Raw genomic sequence first — 17,857 nt, forward strand, 5'->3', positions numbered from 1 at the left:
GGTAGGGGCGGCGGGGGCGAGGAAAGTCTTCAGTCCAAGTAGCCCCTCAGCTGGTCCGCGAACGCGTGGTCGCGGAGTTTGTTGAGGGTCTTCGACTCGATCTGGCGGATGCGCTCCCGCGTGACGCCGAAGATCCGCCCTATCTCCTCCAGCGTGCGCGGCCGCCCGTCGGCCAGCCCGTACCGCAGCTGCACCACCTTGCGTTCGCGCTCGCCGAGCGTGGAGAGCACCGCCTCCAGGTGCTCCCGCAGGAGCAGGAAGGCCGCCGACTCGACCGGGCTCGTGGCGTCCCCGTCCTCTATGAGGTCGCCGAGGGCCACGTCGTCCTCCTCGCCCACGGGGGCGTGCAGGGACACGGGCTCCTGGGCCAGCCGGAGCACCTCGCTGACCCGCTCGCCGGTCAGGTCGAGATGTACGGCGACCTCCTCGGGCGTCGGCTCGTACCCCCGTTCCTGGAGCATGCGCCGCTGTACCCGTACGACGCGGTTGATCAGCTCGACCACGTGGACGGGGACCCGGATCGTCCGGGCCTGGTCGGCGAGGGCCCGGGACATGGCCTGGCGGATCCACCAGGTCGCGTACGTCGAGAACTTGTACCCGCGGGCGTAGTCGAACTTCTCGACCGCCCTGATGAGGCCCAGGTTTCCCTCCTGGACCAGGTCGAGCATGGTCAGCCCACGTCCCACGTACCGCTTGGCGACGGAGACGACGAGCCGCAGGTTCGCCTCGATGAGGCGGCGTTTGGCCATCCGGCCCATGACCACCAACTTGTCGAGGTCAAGGGCGAGTTGGCTGTCGAGGTCGGAGGCCAGCCGGAGCCTCTCCTCGGCGAAGAGGCCCGCCTCGACCCGGCGGGCGAGCTCCACCTCCTCCACCGCGGTGAGGAGCGGGATACGGCCGATCTCCCGCAGGTACTGGCGGAACAGGTCGGACGAGGGCCCGCCGGTGTCCGTACGTCCGCGGGGCAGTTCGACCGGCTCCGGCGTCTCGGTCTCGATCTCGGTCCCGGCCTCCACGAGGACGGCGGGGGGCGGCTCCGGCGTGTCTTCCGGGTCCGCCGTGGTCGTCTCGGGGTGGTGTGCGGCACGGTTCTGCGGCGGTACCGCCGCCAGGACATCGGCGTCCGCTTCCGTGTCCGTGCTCCGACCGGCGCTCTTGCCGGTCTGTGTCTGTGTCTGCGTTTGCGTTTGCGTCTTGGTCAGGGTCTGGGTCTGGGTCTGCACGGGGGCGACCTCCAGGAATGTCGCTGCTGAGGCGTGCGGCAGCGGTACGTCGGGGATGGGGTCGACGGCCTCGCCGCTGTCCATCCCGAAGTCATTGAGCGGAACCGCGGGGACTTCGGACCCGTCGCGTTCGGGTCGGCCGCGCTCCGAGGACTCAGGCACCGGAACCCAGTGTGGAGTACGACACATCCCTGCCACGAGGGGCGTGCGGTGACTTTTTGAGTCCTGTCCGTGACTACCTGGTTACCCTCACGGGAATGTCCGGCGCCGTCGTCGGCGTGCCGAAGGACCGCTCAGCCTGCCCGCGGGCTGCTCAGAGCGCGGACGGGCCCTTCTCGCGCAGCGCCTGGTCGTACTGCTGGAGGACCCACAGCTCGTTCTGCACGGCGGCCAACTGGGCCGGGTCGCCCTGGGCGGTGGCGCGGGCGAGGGCGCCCTGGACGTCGCGGACCCGGCGCTCGACGGCGCGGCGGCGGACGGTCACCAGCTGCTCGCCCGCGTAGGCCTCGTCGACGGTCTTGCGCATGATGGCCTCGACGGCGAGCTCCGTGACCATGGCACGCACCACGTCGTCCGCGGCGGTCTCGCGAACCCGGACCAGGTACTCCTGCGGGTCCTGGACGCCGTACTCCGCGCCGCCCGCCTCGGCGATCGTCTCGCGCACGGCCGCGTACGGCGGGGCGGTGAACTCGTCCACCCCGTACGCGTCGAAGGCCGGGGAGACCAGCTCGGGGCGTTGGAGGGCCAGCTTGAGCAGTTCGCGCTCGGTGGCGAACACCGGGTTGCGCAGGGTCAGGGCCGGGCCCGACGGGGGTCTGGGACCGCTGTTCTCGTACTGCTGCGGGGGGCGCCCTGTGCTCGTGGGCGCGGGGCCCTTGCCGCCGCGGTCGCGGGCCCAGCGGGCCAGCTGGGCGACCCGCTTGACGACGAACTGGGTGTCGAGGATGCCGAGCATGCCGGCGAGCTGGACGGCGACCTCGTGCTGGGCGCCGCTGTTCTTGATGCGGGCCACGACGGGCGCGGACTCGTCGAGGGCGGCGGCGCGTCCTGCGGGGGTCTCCAGGTCGTAGCGGGCGACGATCTGGTGCAGGGCGAACTCGAAGAGCGGGGTGCGCGGTTCGACCAGGTCGGCGACCGCCTCGTCGCCCTTGGCAAGACGCAGGTCGCAGGGGTCCATGCCGTCCGGGGCGATCGCGATGTACGTCTCGGCGGCGAACTTCTGGTCGTCCTCGAAGGCACGCAGGGCGGCCTTCTGGCCGGCCGCGTCACCGTCGAAGGTGAAGATCACCCGCGCCGAGCCGTTGTCCATCAGGAGCCGGCGCAGGATCTTGATGTGGTCGTTGCCGAAGGCCGTACCGCAGGTCGCGATGGCGGTGGTGATGCCGGCCAGGTGGCAGGCCATGACGTCGGTGTAGCCCTCGACCACGACGGCCCGGCTGCTCTTGGCGATGTCCCTCTTGGCGAGGTCGATGCCGTAGAGGACCTGGGACTTGCGGTAGATCGGCGTGTCCGGTGTGTTCAGGTACTTGGGCCCGTTGTCCGACTCGTACAGCTTGCGGGCGCCGAAGCCGACGACCTCGCCGCCGATGTCGCGGATCGGCCACATCAGACGGCCGCGGAAGCGGTCGATGGGGCCGCGGCGGCCCTCCTGGGCGAGGCCGGAGAGCAGCAGCTCCTTGTCGGAGAAGCCCTTGCCGCGCAGGTATCGGACGAGGTGGTCCCAGCCCTGGGGGCTGTAGCCGACCCCGAAGTGGGCGGCGGCCGACTGGTCGAAGCCGCGCTCGGCGAGGAACGTGCGGCCGGTGTCGGCCTCGGGGCTGTTGCCGAGCTGTTCGATGTAGAACGTGGCGGCGGCCTGGTGGGCCTCGACCAGGCGGATCCGCTCGCCGCGCTGGTGGGAGGGGTTGTAGCCGCCCTCCTCGTAACGAAGGGTGATGCCCGCCTGTCCGGCGAGGCGCTCGACCGCCTCCGAGAAGGTGAGGTGGTCGACCTTCATCACGAACGTGATGGTGTCGCCGCCCTCCTGGCAGCCGAAGCAGTGGAAGAGCCCCTTGCTCGGGCTGACCTGGAAGGAGGGCGACTTCTCGTCGTGGAACGGGCACAGGCCCTTGAGGTTTCCGCCGCCCGCGTTGCGCAGCTGGAGGTACTCGGACACCACGGCGTCGATCGGGACCCCGTCCCGAACCGCCTTCACGTCCTCGTCGTTGATCCTTCCGGCCACGCGCCGAGTCTACGGGGACGGTGTGACAGCGGAGTCCCCTCGTCGGTCGGTGGAGTCCCTCCGGCGGTCAGTGCGGTGCCCCGTCGGTCACGGGACCAGGCTGTCCAGCGGGACGCGCGGGTCCGCGAGTGCCTCCGTGTCCACCTCCGCCCCCGTGCGGATCAGCTGTTGGATCGGTTCTGTGACGTCCCACACATTCACGTTCATCCCGGCCAGCACGCGCCCCTCCTTCACCCAGAAGGCGATGAACTCGCGCTTGCCCGCGTCTCCCCGGATCACCACTTGGTCGTACGTGCCCGGGGGCGCCCAGCCCGAGTACTCCAGCCCGACGTCGTACTGGTCGGAGAAGAAGTAGGGCACCCTGTCGTACGTCGTGTCGCGGCCCAGCATCGCGCGGGCCGCCGCCGGGCCGCCGTTCAGCGCGTTCGCCCAGTGCTCCACGCGCAGCCGGGTGCCGAACAGGGTGTGGTGGAAGGCGGCCACGTCACCGGCCGCGTAGATGTCGGGGTCGGAGGTGCGCAGCCGCTCGTCGACCGCGACGCCGCCGCCGTGGGCCCGGTCGGCGATCTCCAGGCCCGCCGCCTCGGCGAGTCCCGTGCGCGGGGCGGCGCCGATCGCGGCGAGCACGTCGTGCGCGGGGTGCTCCTCGCCGTCGTCGGTGCGGGCCGCCAGGACCATGCCGTCCTGGCCGGTGATCTCGGTGAGCCGGGCGCCGAAGTGGAAGCGGACGCCGTGCTCGCGGTGCAGGTCGGCGAAGAGCTGGCCCAGCTCGGGGCCGAGGACCGAGTGCAGCGGGGTCGGCTCGGGCTCGACGACGGTGACCTCGGCCCCGTACTCACGGGCGGCGGCGGCGATCTCCAGGCCGATCCAGCCGGCGCCGGCGATGACCAGGTGGCCGTTGTCCCGGCCGAGGGCGGCCAGTACGTGCTTGAGGCGCTCCGAGTGGGCGAGGCGCCGCAGGTGGTGGACCCCGGCGAGGTCCGTGCCCGGGATGTCCAGGCGGCGCGGTTCGGCGCCGGTCACGAGCAGCAGCTTGTCGTAGTGGACGAGGGTGCCGTCGTCGCCGAAGTGGACGGTCTTCGCGGTCCGGTCGATCGCGTCGACGGTCTGGCCGAGGTGCAGCTCGATGTCGTTGCGCGCGTACCAGGCGGGCTCGTGGACGAAGACGCTGTCGCGCTCCTCCTTGCCGAGCAGGTAGCCCTTGGACAACGGCGGCCGTTCGTACGGGTGGTCCCGCTCGTCGCAGATCAGTATCACGCGCCCGCTGAAGCCCTCCGCCCGGAGTGTCTCGGCCGCCTTGGCGCCGGCCAGGCCTCCTCCGACGATGACGAATGTCTGATCCGCGTCGACCACTTGATGCCTCCTCGTACGGGTGTCGCCACATGCGAGCGTCCCGCACGCAGCGTGATGGGGGAAGAGGGAGTGGCCCGATCAGGCCACGCAGGGTCACACGGACGCCCTTCGGACGTCACGTCTGCCCCGTGAGCCTCGCATGCAGTGATCGTGCGGCGGCGTCCGTGAGCGAGGAGATCTGGTCGACGATCACCCGCTTGCGGGCACGGTCGTCCGGCGCCTCGTCGAACAGGGCTCGAAACTGCGGGTCGAGTCCTTCCGGCGCCCGCGCGGTGAGCGCCTCGGCCAGCTCGGCGACGACGATCCGCTGGTCGGCGCGGAGCAGTTCCTGCTCGGCCCGCTGCATGACGTACCGGTCGGCGACGGCCTTGAGCACCGCGCACTCCAGGCGGGCCGCGCGCGGTACGACCAGCTCGGCGGCGTAGCGCGTGAGCCGCCCCGATCCGTACGTCGCGCGGGTGGCGCCCTCGGCGGCGAGGCAGAACCGGCCGATGAGCTGGCTGGTGGCGTCCTTCAGGCGGGCCTGGGCGACGGCCGAGCCGTCGTAGCCGTGCGGCCACCACTCCTGGTCGAGGAGGCGGTCGAGGGCCGCGGACAACTCGGCGGGGTCGGTGTCCGCCGCGACGTACCGCCCGACGGCGACCCGGAAGATCTCCTGGCGCTCGGGCTCCGCGTGCAGGCAGTTCGGGTCGATGTGCCCCGCGTGCAGGCCGTCCTCGACGTCGTGCACCGAGTACGCCACGTCGTCGGACCAGTCCATGACCTGGGCCTCGAAGGTGATGCGGGTGCCGGGGGCGCCCTCGCGGACCCAGTCGAAGACGGGGCGGTCGTCGTCGTAGACCCCGAACTTCGGGGAGCCCGGGTCGGTGGGGTGGGCGCCGCGCGGCCAGGGGTACTTGGTGGCGGCGTCGAGGGTGGCGCGGGTGAGGTTGAGGCCGACGCTGACCAGGTGGTCCCCGTCGGCGGTGGCGGCCGAGGGCACGGCGTCGCCGCGTACGAAGCGCTTGGGTTCGATGCGGGTGAGCAGTCTGAGTGACTGGGCGTTGCCCTCGAAGCCGCCGCAGTCCTCCGCGAACTCGTTCAGCGCCTGTTCTCCGTTGTGCCCGAAGGGCGGGTGGCCCAGGTCGTGGGAGAGGCAGGCCGCCTCGACGAGGTCGGGGTCGCAGCCGAGGGCGGCGCCCAGCTCGCGGCCGACCTGGGCGCACTCCAGGGAGTGGGTCAGCCGGGTGCGGGGGCTCGCGTCCCAGACCCGACTGCGCGTACCGGGCGTGACGACCTGCGTCTTGCCGGCGAGGCGACGCAGGGCGGAGGAGTGCAGCACGCGGGCCCGGTCACGCTGGAAGGCGGTGCGGCCGGGCCGCTTGTCGGGCTCGACGGCCCACCGGGCCACTGACGTGGGGTCGTAGCCGGGGGGTGGGGCCTGGTGCGCGTATGCCCCTGGGGTCGGGGCGGTTCCGGTACTGGTGCCTTCCATGTCTCGACAGTAAGCGGCGGCAGTGACAATTGGGTGGCCAGGGATGGCTACGGGTGACTACGGCCGGCTACCGGGCACTGATCGTCTACGGGTGGCCAAGGGCTGTCCCGTAACTCCCGGTGGATCAGCGCGCGGCGTCGGATGCGGTGCATCGCAAGGCGCCGGGTCGCCCTCATACCGGGTGTATTCGGGCGATCCGGCAACGCCGCGAGGTGCCGTAGCTGTCGTCGTGCGCCCGCCGGGAGTTACGGGACAGCCCTTAGCGGGCGCCCGATCGTCTGCCGGGTTCTGTTCCGTGTTCGTGGGCGGGTGCGCTGTCGGCCGGTGGGCCGGCGATGGCGGTGAGCCGGAGCTTGGTCTCGTCCTCGCTGCCGGGCACGGCGGTCATGATGACGATCTTGAGCTCGGAGTCGCCGTCGGCCAGGACGTCGCAGTCCACCGCGACCGGGCCCACCGACGGGTGGTCGATCGTCTTGTGGTCCTCGCGGTGTGCGGCCACCCCTCCGGTCGCCCACAGCTCGGCGAACCTCCTGTTGCCCCCGTTCAGGTCGCGGATCAGCGCGGCCAGCCGACGGTCCCGGGGGAAGCGGCCGGTGGCGCGGCGCAGGTCGGAGACGACGGCGGCGTCGGTGGCGTCGCGGTCCGCCTCGGTCACCGGCCACAGCGCGAGGTGGGCGGGGCCGCCGTTCACCGGGAACCTGTCGCGGGCGAAGTTGCGCAGGCGCGGCGGCGCGGCGGAGGGGTCGCCCAGCAGGGCGGCCCACCCACGGTTCCACCACACCAGTTGCCAGTCCGCCGCGAACACGGCGACCGCCACGTCCCCGAGGCGGGCGAGCACCCGCTGCACGCCGGGCGGCAGATGGTCGGAGATCGCGCCGTCCACCGGCGGTACGAGCCGGGCCAGCCGGTACAGGTGGTCCCGCTCGGCGGTGGACAGCTGCAGGGCGCGCGCCAGGGACGCGACCACCGACGCGGAGGGTGTGGTGGCCCGCCCCTGTTCAAGGCGTACGACGTAGTCGACCGACACTCCGGCCAGGTCGGCCAGTTCTTCGCGCCGCAGCCCGGCCGCCCGGCGCCCGCGGGCCGTCGGCAGCCCGGCGCCCGAGGGGGGCAGCCGGTCCCGCCAGGTGCGGATCATCGCGCCCAGTCCGGTTCCGGGTGTAGTCGACATGGTCTCCATCTTCCGGCATCCCCGACCGGGTGTGCGGGCGCGAGGGTGGTACTGGCCTTCCTACCGTCGAAGTCTCCCTGGCCCGCCTCCGTCGGCGGAGCCAGTATCGACCGCATGACGATCACCTTCATCACCGGAGCCAACAAGGGCCTGGGCCGCGAGACCGCCCGCCGACTGATCGAGAGCGGGCACACCGTGCTCGTCGGAGCCCGTGACCGCGAGCAGGGCGAGGAGGCCGCCGCCGCGCTCGGCGCACGCTACGTCCCCATCGACGTGACCGACGACGCGTCCGTGGCCGCCGCGGCCGCGGACGTCGCCGCACACGAGGGCAGGATCGACGTCCTGATCAACAACGCCGGTGTGCACGGCCCCGCCGGCGATCCCGGCGACCTCACCGCCGCCGACGCCCGCGCCGTCCTCGACGTCAACGTCATCGGTGTCGTCCGCACCACTGCCGCGTTCCTCCCGCTGCTGCGCCGCTCGGACGACCCTGCGATCGTCAACGTCAGCAGCGGCATGGGCTCCCTCGCCCTCACGCACGACCCCGCCCGGCCCGAGTCGCGCGTGATCGTGCCGCTGTACACCTCCTCGAAGGCGGCGCTGACGATGCTGACCACGCAGTACGCCAAGGGGCTCAAGGACATCCGCGTCAACGCCGCCGACCCCGGCTACACCGCGACCGACCTCAACGGTCACAGCGGCTTCCAGACCGTCACCGAGGGCACGGACGCGATCGTCGCCCTCGCCACCGAGGGGCCCGGCGCCGGCACCGGACGCTTCGTCTCCCGCCACGGCGACATCGCCTGGTCCTGAGCCCGGCCGTGCCGACAGCCATGTCAGGTGACCCGTGGCCCGTGGCCCGTGTCCCTGCCGTGAACCGGCGCCCACCGTTACGGGACCTCAGGCCGAGGCCAGTGTCCGTTCCGCTGTTCGTTCCTCGTGTGCCGGGGCTGCCAGGGCCTGGTCGTAGCGGTGCAGAGCCAGGCGGGCCATCGCCGGGTGGGCGCCGAGCGGGGCCGCGGCGATTCCGGGGGCCGCCGCCGCGCACTCGGTCGAGAAGCGGCCGGGGGCCGTGAAGTACGAGGCGACCGCGACCCGGTGGCGGCCCCGGGCGGCGAGTGCGCGTACGGCGTCCGCGACCGTGGGCGCGGCGGCCGAGGCGTACGCGGGCACGACGGGTACGCCCAGGCGCTCGGCGAGCAGTTCGGCGGTGCGGCGGGTGTCGACGCCGGCGTCGGGGTCGCGTGACCCGGCCGCGGCCAGCACGACACCGCTCGCCCGGCGATCCGCGCCCGGCGTGCGCCAGCCGGCCTCGACGAGCCGCTCGTACAGCGTCTCGACGAGCAGCGGATGCGGGCCCAGCGGCGCCGCGATCCGGCTGCGCGCCGACGCGGCGGCCGCGGCCTCGGGGATGTCCCGCTTGACGTGGTGTCCGCGGCTCAGCAGCAGCGGTACGAGGACCGCGTCACCGGTGCCGAGGGCGGCGAGCGTGTCGGGCAGCAGGGGTTCGTTCAGCTCGATGTGCCCGAGGTGCACGGGCAGACCGGGACGCAGCTCGCGGATGCGCTCCATCAGCGCCCGGACGGTGCTCAGGGCGCGCGGGTCGCGGCTGCCGTGGCCCACCAGGACGAGCGCGGGCGGGGCGGGGCGCCGGGTGCCGTCGACAGATACGAGAGCAAGCTGGCTGCCCAGTTGGCTGGTGATCCGGTTCGACGCCGTCATGCGCCAAGGGTGCCGGTACGAGGTTGCCACCCCGTTGCGCGGGAATGACGGAGGTTTTCCGGGGGATCACGGTGGGGCACAGGGTGGCTGTGAGGTGAACCGGATCACCGTGCGCGGCGTCTCCCGGGGCGAGGCCACCCGGGGAGGGACCGACCCATGCGTCGTCCGAGACTGAAGCTGCCGAAAATGCAGCTGCCGAAGCTCCGGCAGCTTCCACGACCGCGACTGAACCCGCGCCTGCGCCCGCGGCTGCCGCGCACCCGGACCGGACAGCGCCGGGCCGTGCAGGCCGTGATGGCCGGGTGTGTGCTCGCGCTGTCCCCGGCGACGTGGCTCCACACGACCGCGGGCGACCGGCTGCGGACGGCGGCGGACGTGCCGCGTACCGACGTCGCGGTCGTCTTCGGGGCCGGGCTGTGGCAGGGCGAGCCGTCGCCGTATCTCGCGCACCGGCTGGACGCGGCGGCCGGGCTGTACCGTTCCGGCCGTATCGAGGTGGTCCTGGTCACCGGCGACAACAGCCGCGAGGACTACGACGAGCCGGACGCCATGCGCACGTATCTCACGAAGCGGGGTGTGCCGGACGAGCGGATCGTCAGCGACTACGCCGGCTTCGACACGTGGGACTCCTGCGTCCGGGCCAAGAAGATCTTCGGCGTGGACGAGGCCGTCCTGATCAGCCAGAACTTCCACATCCGGCGGGCGGTCGCGCTGTGCCAGGAGGCGGGCGTCGCCTCGTACGGGATCGGGGTGGACGACGTGCACGACGTGACGTGGTACTACGGCGGCGCACGCGAGGTGATCGCCGCGGGGAAGGCACTCCTGGACGTGGTCTTCGAGCCGGACCCGATGTTCCTGGGGCCCCAAGAGCCGGGTGTGGCACGGGCGTTGAGGACCGCTGGCCGATAGTCGACGAGACGGACGTCACGCGGATCGCCGGTTTGCCGGAGGCCGCTCACCCTGCAGCGTGAAAGCAGACCTCGAAGCATTCTGTAGTCAACTGACTACGGATAGTGTCCTTTTCGAGAGCCCGGACACCAACTGGGCCCAGAGAAAGGACACATGATGACTGGTCTTCGTACTGCCCTCGTCGCCGCCACGGCGGCCGTGCTGCTCTCGGTGACGGGCGCCGTGACGACCGCCTCGGCGGACGACGACGCCGTGGCGAAGGAACCGGGATGTGCCCAGCTCTCCGCCTGGGGTCCCGGCTGGGCCGACATCCGCAACATCTGCGACCACACCATCTCCGCCACTGTCGAAGTCGACGGGTGGGACCCCGACTGTATCCAGATCGGCCCCCGCGGAGTCGGGCGCATCGGCCTGGAGCCGGGTGACGACCCGTACTACGCGTACGAGTGCTGAGCACTGAGCACGGCCCCTGAGGGGGCCGAAGGGGGCGGGGGCACTGGCGGGTGCCTCCGCCCTCACGGCCGTCCGGTTCGTGCGGGGAGGTCCCCGTGCCTGCCGCGTAACGGGGTACGTCCCGCCGCGTAACACGTCGGACGCACGCTGAGCTGTATGCAGACCTCCGTGACGCCCACCCACTGCCCGTACTGCGCACTGCAGTGCGGCATGAACCTGACGTCCGTGCCGGACAGCAGCAACGACGGCAACGGCGGCGGTGTGGTCGAGGTGACGGAACGCGCCGACTTCCCGGTGAACCGTGGCGCCCTGTGCGGCAAGGGCCGTACGGCGCCCGCGCTGCTCTCGTCCGGGGTGCGGCTGACGACGCCGCTGATCCGCTCGGACGGTGCGCTGCGGCCGGCCACCTGGGACGAGGCGCTCGACCGGATCGCCGACGGGCTGTCCCGCACGCGTACGGAGCACGGCCCGGACGCGTGCGGTGTGTTCGGCGGGGGCGGGCTGACCAACGAGAAGGCGTACACGCTCGGCAAGTTCGCCCGGGTGGTGCTCGGCACCTCGCAGATCGACTACAACGGACGTTTCTGCATGTCGTCCGCGGCGGCCGGCGGCATCAGGGCCTTCGGCCTGGACCGGGGGCTGCCCTTCCCGCTGGAGGACATCCCGAAGACGGGGTGCGTGATCCTCGTCGGCTCCAACCTCGCCGAGACCATGCCGCCGGCGCTCCGCTATCTCACGGAACTGCGCGACAACGGCGGCAAGTTGATCGTCATCGACCCCCGCCGCACCCGCACCGCCGAACAGGCGGACCTGCATCTGGCACCCCGCCCGGGTACGGACCTCGCCCTGGCGCTCGGCCTGTTGCACCTGGTGGTGGCGGAGGGGCGTACGGACGAGGCGTACATCCAGGAGCGTACGAGCGGCTGGGAGGAGGCGCGGGCCGCGGCGATGGCGCACTGGCCGGAGTACGTGGAGCGGATCACGGGCGTGTCCGTGCCCGAACTCCGGGAGACGGTAAGGATGTTCTGCGAGCCCGAGTCCGCGATGGTGCTCACCGCGCGCGGGCCCGAGCAGCAGTCCAAGGGCACGGACACGGTCGGCGCGTGGATCAACCTCTGCCTGGCGACCGGGCGTCCGGGACGGCCGAACTCCGGATACGGCTGCCTCACCGGGCAGGGCAACGGACAGGGCGGGCGCGAACACGGCCAGAAGGCCGACCAGTTGCCCGGTTACCGCAAGCTCGACGACCCGGCCGCGCGGCGGCACGTGGCCGAGGTCTGGGGCATCGACCCGGACTCCCTGCCTGGCCCCGGCCGCAGCGCCTACGAACTGCTCGACGCCATGGGCACGGACATCCACGCGCTCCTGCTCATGGCGTCGAACCCGGTGGTGTCCGCGCCCCGGGCCGCCCACATCGAGGAACGGCTGCGCTCCCTCGACTTCCTGGCCGTCGCCGACGTGGTGCTGTCGGAGACGGCGGAACTCGCGGACGTCGTCCTGCCGGTCGCCCAGTGGGCCGAGGAGACGGGTACGACGACCAACCTGGAGGGCCGTGTCCTGCTGCGCAGGCAGGCGATCACGCCTCCTGACGGCATCCGCAGCGATCTGCACGTGATGCATGAACTGGCCGCGCGCCTGGGCGTGGAGAAGGGCTTCCCCACGGACCCGGAGGAGGTCTTCGAGGAGCTGCGCCGGGCGAGCGCGGGCGGGCCTGCGGACTACTCGGGCATCACGTACCGCCGCCTGGCGGAGGAGAACGGGGTGTTCTGGCCGTGCCCGGCCACCCCTACGACCACGGGCACCGGCACAGGCCCGCTGAAGTCCGCCGCCACCGAGGAGGCCCCCCACACGGTCGTGCCCGACGCGACCGCGGCCAACAGGCCCGGGGTCGAACTCCCGGTGACCGGGGCCGGCGAGGTGCACCCGGGCACACCGCGCCTCTTCCTCGACCGCTTCGCCACGCCCGACGGCCGAGCCCGCTTCGTCGCCGTGAACCACCGGCCGTCGGCGGAGGAGCCCGACGCGGAGTACCCGGTACTGCTGACCACGGGCCGGGTCGTCTCCCAGTACCAGTCGGGCGCCCAGACCCGTCGCGTGGACGAACTGAACGCCGCCGCGCCGGGCCCCTTCGTGGAGCTGCACCCCCGGCTGGCCGAGCGGCTGGGGGCGGTCGAGGGAGAACCGCTGGCCATCGTGTCCCGGCGAGGGCGGGCGGTCGCACCCGCCCGCATCACGACCACGATCCGCCCCGACACGGTGTTCATGCCGTTCCACTGGCCGGGCGAGGGTCGCGCCAACACGCTGACCAATCCGGCCCTGGACCCGATCTCGCGGATGCCGGAGTTCAAGACCTGTGCGGTTCGTGTGGAGCGGGCGAGCTGACGGACGCGGGACGTGCCAGGTCGTTTCCGCTGGTCGGGCTCGGCGACCCGGCACGCGAGGGCTGTGCCGTCGCGGGTTGTGGTCCGTGACCGTCGGGGATTTCAGGCGGCGGTCGCGGTGGCGATCGTCGCGGCGAGCGCACGAGCACGGTCGCGGGCGTCGGCCATGGATGCCTCGTGCATCGGGAGAAACTCCGCCAGGGCCGGTGCGTGGGGGGCCATGGTCAGCTCGGGCATCACGGTGGCGACATCGAGCCCCAGCTGACTCTCGTGTCCGAGCACCGCCTCAGTGGTGGGCACGACGTAGTCCAAGCCGTGGTTGGGCGCGCCGGGACCGTAGCTGCCGCCTCGGGCGGAGATCAGCACCGCCGGACGTCCGGCAGCCGGGGCCGGCTTGAACGTACGCCCGTAGACCATGACTTGGTCGAGCCAGGCCTTGAACACCGACGGCATCGACAGGTTGTACATCGGCACCGTGAACAGGTAGGCCCTGGCGCCGAGGAACTCCTCGATGAGCTCGTCCTGCAATGCGGCTGCGGCAGCCTGCTCGTCGGTGTGATGGGCGGGATCGGTGACGCGGGCGGTGATGCCGGCAGCGCTGAGATGGGGCACGGGTGCCGCGGCGAGGTCGCGGTGGACGACCTTGCCGTCCCAGTCTTCGAGGAAGGTCTGGGCGACCTGGCGCGAGACCGAGACTTCGCCGAGCGCTGAGGAGTCGATGTGCAGCAGGTAGGACATGGTGGGTGTTCCCTTTCAGCAGTGGTGTGTGGTCGCAGACGGGGTGATACATACTGGTAGTGCGGTTGCACACCGGATGAGAGGTAAATGGGATGGCGTCAGCGCGACAGATCAGCGGTCCGTGCCAGGCGTGGCCGGAGGACAGCGCATTCATCCGCGAGGTGCTCGATCGCATCGGCGACAAGTGGACCGTGCTGGCCATCAGCACCCTGAGCACCGGCTCGCTGCGCTACTCCGACTTGCAGGCGAGCATCCCGGGCATCTCCCAGCGGATGCTGACCCAGACCCTCAAGCGCCTTGAGCAGGACGGACTGATCACGCGGACCGCCTACGCCGAGGTACCACCGCGAGTGGAGTACGAGCTGACGGATCTGGGGCGGTCCCTGTTGGACGCGGTGACGGCGATGGCCGGCTGGGCCGCCGCCCACCACAGTGAGATCGCCGGCAACCGGGCCGCCAGCGAACTGACCGGAGTCGGCCGAGGCAGGACATCGGTCAGCGCGTCGGCAGGCTGAGCCCACTCGGCACGGCCCCGGCCACCTGCTGCAGCAGGTCGCCGTAGACAGGGACCTTCCGGGCACCCGGGGCGGCCACCCGGCGGTCGAAGACGACGAACGGAACGCCGGTCGCACCCAGCTCCAGGCCCTCGTCGCGGTCGGCGCGCACTCGGTCGGCGTACTCGCTGCTCGCGAGGATCTCGCGGGCTCGCCGCCCGTCCAGTCCGACTGCCTCCGCGACGTCTGCGAGAGTGTCCGGGGCGTGGGGGTCGAGGGTGCCGGCGAAGAAGCCGTCCTGGACGGTGGAGAAGAACTCGAACCCGCGGCTCCGGTCGTTGGCGTACTGGACCATGCGGTGCAGGTCGAACGTGTTGGCGTTCAGGCGGTCCAACGAGTACGCAAGTCCCTCCTCGCCTGCGAGGGCCTGCATCCGGCGCTCGGCCCGGAGGACGTCGCCGACGGTGCCGCCGTGACCACGGAGGAAGCTTTTCACGTTCTCCTCCGGCTCGTGCGGCGCGCCCGGGTCCAACTCGAACGACCGCACGACAATTCTGAACCGATCCGCGTCCGAACGCTGCGCGATCGCGGCCTGGAGTCGGTGTTTTCCGACATAGCACCACGGGCAGCCCAGGTCGGACCACACCTCGATGACGACCCGCGACTTCCCGGGTGGGCTCAGCTGCTCCACCATCTCGCTCACCTCACTATTAGTGCGTAACACCATCATGCATAAGTAAGGGAGGCCTTACAAAAGGCACATTGAGATGCGTGAGCATCGCCCGTAAGACCTGCGGCGTCCAACTCGCACAGCGCCGTAAGGCCAAAGGCTGGTGGAACGACTACACGATCCCTGGCGTCATGCAGGAGTACGTCACCTTGGAGAGCGCGGCAACCGCCATCAATGCCTGGCAGCCCGCGTTCGTCCCCGGGCTGCTTCAAACACCGGAGTACGTAAGGGCTTTGAGGGCAGACCCGGCAGCCGCAGTGACCAAGGGCCGCGAGCCGGACGAGGAGTTCGTCGCCGCGCGACTGGCACGTCGACGGCGGCTCACCGCCGACCCGCCACTCACCCTGCGAGTGGTGCTCTACGAAGCGGCTCTCCGCAACTTCCCCGGCGGCGCGGCGACAGCCGAAGGACAACTCGACGCGCTCGTGGAGGCTGCCGCCCATCCAAGCGTCGAGTTCCGGATCTTCCCGTTCAGCGCCGGTACGCACCCGGGCCTGGTCGGCTCGTTCAACGTCATCTCGTTCGCCGTTCCCGGAGCCATGGACATCGTCTACGTGGAGGCCCCCTTCGTCGAGCGCTGGGTGGAGGGTGGGGATGCCGCAGCCCTTTACGGTGAGCTGTTCGAGAGGATCACCGAACGCTCCCTGGCGAAAGGGAGTCGGTGTCATTCCTCCACAAGCTGCGCAAGGAGTGGTGAGCCGTGCCGGAGTACGAGTACCGCAAGTCCAGCTACAGCAATGAAAAAGCTGAATGCGTCGAGATAGCCACCAACATCCCCACCACCATCGCCATACGGGACTCCAAGAATCTGACCGGACCCTCCCTCCAGATCCGCCCCGCCACATGGACGGCCTTCCTGGCGAGCAGCCGAGTACGTACGGGAGCGGGCCGTGCCGGTGCGTCGCAGCCCGTCGCGTAGGGCTCCTGCAAAGAACCCGTACCTGTCCTCCTTGGGGCAGTACACCCGGAAGGCGACGGGCTCGACGTACCGGCACGGCCCCGACCCACGGACCACCCGCTCCCGGTCGAACCGGTCAACGTACCGGGAAAATAAGACGACTTGAGCTCTTCGGGGGCAGCACTCCGTCCGCTCCATACGTACGATGCCGGTGGTGTTCGGACGCAAGGCGACGTAACCCACGTGCACTTGGAGCTGTCCATGCGCATCGACCGTTCGAAGCTGTCGCTCGACCAGCCCGTGTCCTCGCTCGATCCGACCCGCGAGACCCATGAGGAAGCAGCCGAGTGGCTGCGGCACGGCCCCGTGGTGCCGGTGTCACTGCCGGACGACGTCCGCGCCTGGGCGGCCATGTCGGCCGAGGCGGCCCGGACGGTACTGGACGCGCACCCGGACCTCTCCAGCGATCCGCGGCACTGGGCTGCCTACACCCGCGGAGAGATACCCACCGGATGGCCCCTGCTCAACCTGATCCTCGGCGAGTCGATGCTCAACGCGGACGGGGCCGACCACCGCAGGCTCCGCCGCCTGGTGAGCCACGCCTTCACTCCCCGGCGTATCGACGCGCTCGCGCCCCGCATCCGCGAGGTCACCGGGGAACTACTGGACGGCCTGGAGGCCGGAGGGCCAGAGGCGGTGACCGATCTCAAGAAGACTTTCGCCTATCCCCTCCCGCTGCTGATCATCTGCGAGCTGTTCGGCCTCACCGACCCCGATCAGCAGCACCGGTTGCGCGGTCACTTCCGGACGATGCTGAGTGTCGAGGTGAGCAACGCCGAGCGGCAGGCGGCCGCGGCCGGGCAGCGCGAGGTCCTGGCACACCTGGTCGCCGACCGGCGCGCCGCCCCGCTCGGCGATCTGACCAGCGCGCTGATCGAGGCGTTGGACGACGAGGACGGCAGGCTGACCGAGAAGGAACTGATCGACACCCTGGAGATCATCCTGCTGGCCGGCCACGAGACCACGGTCAACTCGCTGACCAGCACCGTCCTTGGCCTGCTCACCCGTCCCGACCAGCTCACCGCGCTTCTCGACGGTGAACTGGAGTGGCCTGCCGCCGTGGAAGCGGGCCTGCACTGGAACAGCCCGCTACGCAACCTTTTCATGCGCTACGCGCTGCGGGACACCGTCCTGCAAGGCGTCACCGTGCGCCGCGGCGAGCCGATCGTCATCGGTCTGGCCGCCGCCAACCGCGAACAGCACGGCACGGTCCCGGCGCGCTTCGACATCCGCGACTCCCGCCACTACGAACGCCAGCTCGCCTTCGGCGCGGGCCCGCACTACTGCCTCGGCGCCGCCCTGGCCCGCCTGGAGAGCGCGATCGCGCTCTCCCAGCTCTTCACCCGGTTCCCCGCCATGCGGCTGGCCGTGCCCGAGTCGGAACTGGTGCCCGTGGTCTCCACGGCGATAAACGGCCTCGCCGCCCTCCCGGTCGTCCTCGGCCGTCCTCATCGGTGAGCCGAACGCCTGGTGCGAGCGCGACCCGGCGCCCGGCGCCCGGCACCCGGCACCCGGCACCCCAGCAGGCCGGGCCACGCGGCACACCGACGCCTCAACTGCCGTACGGCCGCACCGCCTTCGCGGCCCGCAGCGCCGACGCCCACCACACCAGCTGATCCAGCATCACCTTCGCCGCCGCGTCCGGCGCCGCAGGGTCCTTGTGGCGGCCCTCGTCGTCGAAGAACGCGCCCGCGTTGTGGAAGGACACCGTGTCGCGGACGGTGACGGCGTGCAGTTCGGCGAAGACCTGGCGGAGCTGTTCGACGGCGCGCAGGCCGCCCGAGACACCCCCGTACGAGACGAAGCCGACGGGCTTGGCGCGCCACTCCTCGAAGTGCCAGTCGATGAGGGCCTTGAGCGAGGCGGGGAACGAGTGGTTGTACTCGGGGGTCAGGACGACGAACGCGTCGGCGGCGGCCAGCTTGGGGGTGACCTTCGCCAGCTCGGCGGCCACCTCGGGGGACGGGGAGTAGGAGAGGGCGGTCGGCAGCCCGGCGTCGGCCGTGTCGACGACCTCGACGTCGAGGTCG

General features: G+C 71.2%; 17 protein-coding genes. 8 read left to right on the forward strand and 9 right to left on the reverse strand.

The annotated features are described in order from the left end of the window. Nucleotides 1-29: 29 nt before the first annotated feature. The 5 genes from AOK01_RS33115 to AOK01_RS33135 all read right to left on the reverse strand — a co-directional run bounded on the left by AOK01_RS33115 (nt 30) and on the right by AOK01_RS33135 (nt 7,442). Nucleotides 30-1,385 (reverse strand): RNA polymerase sigma factor, encoded by a 1,356-nt coding sequence (locus AOK01_RS33115; protein ID WP_079103970.1) that lies wholly within the window; start codon nt 1,383-1,385, stop codon nt 30-32. 151 nt (nt 1,386-1,536) lie between these two features. After that, complete coding sequence (gene dnaG, locus AOK01_RS33120; RefSeq protein ID WP_055518226.1) at nt 1,537-3,444, reverse strand: DNA primase; 1,908 nt, start codon at nt 3,442-3,444, stop codon at nt 1,537-1,539. 87 nt (nt 3,445-3,531) lie between these two features. After that, nucleotides 3,532-4,797 carry an NAD(P)/FAD-dependent oxidoreductase gene (locus AOK01_RS33125; protein WP_055518227.1) on the reverse strand — a complete coding sequence of 422 codons (1,266 nt, stop codon included), beginning with the start codon at nt 4,795-4,797 and terminating at the stop codon, nt 3,532-3,534. Nucleotides 4,798-4,912: 115 nt separating this feature from the next. Beyond that, a complete protein-coding gene (locus AOK01_RS33130) occupies nt 4,913-6,271 on the reverse strand; it encodes a deoxyguanosinetriphosphate triphosphohydrolase (RefSeq protein ID WP_055518230.1) in 1,359 nt (452 codons plus the stop codon). 259 nt (nt 6,272-6,530) lie between these two features. Further along, nucleotides 6,531-7,442 (reverse strand): helix-turn-helix transcriptional regulator, encoded by a 912-nt coding sequence (locus AOK01_RS33135; protein ID WP_055518252.1) that lies wholly within the window; start codon nt 7,440-7,442, stop codon nt 6,531-6,533. Nucleotides 7,443-7,556: 114 nt separating this feature from the next. On the opposite strand from AOK01_RS33135, the gene AOK01_RS33140 reads away from it, so the two are divergent. Continuing rightward, entirely contained in the window at nt 7,557-8,255 is a 699-nt protein-coding gene (locus AOK01_RS33140) for an SDR family NAD(P)-dependent oxidoreductase (protein WP_055518232.1), read from the forward strand. Nucleotides 8,256-8,342: 87 nt separating this feature from the next. Here the strand turns inward: AOK01_RS33140 and AOK01_RS33145 are convergent, their stop codons facing one another. Next, nucleotides 8,343-9,164, reverse strand: a complete 822-nt coding sequence (locus AOK01_RS33145) for a sirohydrochlorin chelatase (protein WP_055518234.1) — start codon at nt 9,162-9,164, stop codon at nt 8,343-8,345. A 186-nt stretch (nt 9,165-9,350) separates the two neighbouring features. Between AOK01_RS33145 and AOK01_RS33150 the strand changes: the two genes are divergently transcribed. The 3 genes from AOK01_RS33150 (at nt 9,351) to AOK01_RS33160 (ending at nt 12,908) form a co-directional block, all read left to right on the forward strand. Continuing rightward, the gene (locus tag AOK01_RS33150; RefSeq protein ID WP_055518236.1) at nt 9,351-10,073 is read left to right on the forward strand and encodes a SanA/YdcF family protein; all 723 of its coding nucleotides are present in this window, start codon (nt 9,351-9,353) and stop codon (nt 10,071-10,073) included. Nucleotides 10,074-10,226: 153 nt separating this feature from the next. Further along, nucleotides 10,227-10,526, forward strand: coding sequence for a hypothetical protein (locus AOK01_RS33155; protein ID WP_055518238.1), 300 nt, complete (start codon nt 10,227-10,229; stop codon nt 10,524-10,526). Between the two features lie 156 nt (nt 10,527-10,682). After that, nucleotides 10,683-12,908: a molybdopterin oxidoreductase family protein gene (locus tag AOK01_RS33160; RefSeq protein ID WP_055518240.1), complete on the forward strand. Its 2,226-nt coding sequence runs from the start codon at nt 10,683-10,685 to the stop codon at nt 12,906-12,908. Nucleotides 12,909-13,009: 101 nt separating this feature from the next. Here AOK01_RS33160 and AOK01_RS33165 read toward each other — a convergent pair whose 3' ends face one another. Then, nucleotides 13,010-13,645 (reverse strand): FMN-dependent NADH-azoreductase, encoded by a 636-nt coding sequence (locus AOK01_RS33165; protein WP_055518241.1) that lies wholly within the window; start codon nt 13,643-13,645, stop codon nt 13,010-13,012. Nucleotides 13,646-13,737: 92 nt separating this feature from the next. Between AOK01_RS33165 and AOK01_RS33170 the strand changes: the two genes are divergently transcribed. After that, the gene (locus tag AOK01_RS33170) at nt 13,738-14,160 is read left to right on the forward strand and encodes a winged helix-turn-helix transcriptional regulator (protein ID WP_055518243.1); all 423 of its coding nucleotides are present in this window, start codon (nt 13,738-13,740) and stop codon (nt 14,158-14,160) included. Here the strand turns inward: AOK01_RS33170 and AOK01_RS33175 are convergent. After that, nucleotides 14,141-14,833, reverse strand: a complete 693-nt coding sequence (locus tag AOK01_RS33175; protein WP_055518244.1) for a DsbA family oxidoreductase — start codon at nt 14,831-14,833, stop codon at nt 14,141-14,143. The two genes, AOK01_RS33170 and AOK01_RS33175, sit on opposite strands and share 20 nt — an antisense overlap. 77 nt (nt 14,834-14,910) lie before the next feature. Here AOK01_RS33175 and AOK01_RS33180 point away from each other — a divergent pair, with 77 nt between their 5' ends. The 3 genes from AOK01_RS33180 (at nt 14,911) to AOK01_RS33185 (ending at nt 17,285) form a co-directional block, all read left to right on the forward strand. Next, entirely contained in the window at nt 14,911-15,633 is a 723-nt protein-coding gene (locus tag AOK01_RS33180) for a DUF5753 domain-containing protein (protein WP_190852677.1), read from the forward strand. Beyond that, nucleotides 15,570-15,788, forward strand: a complete 219-nt coding sequence (locus tag AOK01_RS41985; protein ID WP_079103971.1) for a DUF397 domain-containing protein — start codon at nt 15,570-15,572, stop codon at nt 15,786-15,788. Before AOK01_RS33180 ends, AOK01_RS41985 begins: the two co-directional genes overlap by 64 nt. Nucleotides 15,789-16,028: 240 nt before the next feature. Continuing rightward, complete coding sequence (locus AOK01_RS33185; protein WP_055518248.1) at nt 16,029-17,285, forward strand: cytochrome P450 family protein; 1,257 nt, start codon at nt 16,029-16,031, stop codon at nt 17,283-17,285. Between the two features lie 94 nt (nt 17,286-17,379). Here the strand turns inward: AOK01_RS33185 and AOK01_RS33190 are convergent. Further along, a partial coding sequence (locus AOK01_RS33190) for an NADPH-dependent FMN reductase (protein WP_055518250.1) occupies nt 17,380-17,857 on the reverse strand: 478 nt, incomplete at its 5' end.

It is taken from the genome of Streptomyces aurantiacus, assembly GCF_001418335.1.
GTDB lineage: Bacteria > Actinomycetota > Actinomycetes > Streptomycetales > Streptomycetaceae > Streptomyces > Streptomyces aurantiacus.

Bases quoted from the DNA above. Each gene is read 5' to 3' on its own strand.
- AOK01_RS33140 (WP_055518232.1), top strand. From the start codon at position 7,557: ATGACGATCACCTTCATCACCGGAGCCAACAAGGGCCTGGGCCGCGAG.
- AOK01_RS33130 (WP_055518230.1), bottom strand. From the start codon at position 6,271: ATGGAAGGCACCAGTACCGGAACCGCCCCGACCCCAGGGGCATACGCG.
- AOK01_RS33165 (WP_055518241.1), bottom strand. From the start codon at position 13,645: ATGTCCTACCTGCTGCACATCGACTCCTCAGCGCTCGGCGAAGTCTCG.
- AOK01_RS33145 (WP_055518234.1), bottom strand. From the start codon at position 9,164: ATGACGGCGTCGAACCGGATCACCAGCCAACTGGGCAGCCAGCTTGCT.
- AOK01_RS33135 (WP_055518252.1), bottom strand. From the start codon at position 7,442: ATGTCGACTACACCCGGAACCGGACTGGGCGCGATGATCCGCACCTGG.
- AOK01_RS33155 (WP_055518238.1), top strand. From the start codon at position 10,227: ATGATGACTGGTCTTCGTACTGCCCTCGTCGCCGCCACGGCGGCCGTG.
- AOK01_RS33185 (WP_055518248.1), top strand. From the start codon at position 16,029: ATGCGCATCGACCGTTCGAAGCTGTCGCTCGACCAGCCCGTGTCCTCG.
- AOK01_RS33160 (WP_055518240.1), top strand. From the start codon at position 10,683: ATGCAGACCTCCGTGACGCCCACCCACTGCCCGTACTGCGCACTGCAG.
- AOK01_RS33150 (WP_055518236.1), top strand. From the start codon at position 9,351: ATGCAGCTGCCGAAGCTCCGGCAGCTTCCACGACCGCGACTGAACCCG.
- AOK01_RS33170 (WP_055518243.1), top strand. From the start codon at position 13,738: ATGGCGTCAGCGCGACAGATCAGCGGTCCGTGCCAGGCGTGGCCGGAG.
- AOK01_RS33175 (WP_055518244.1), bottom strand. From the start codon at position 14,833: ATGGTGGAGCAGCTGAGCCCACCCGGGAAGTCGCGGGTCGTCATCGAG.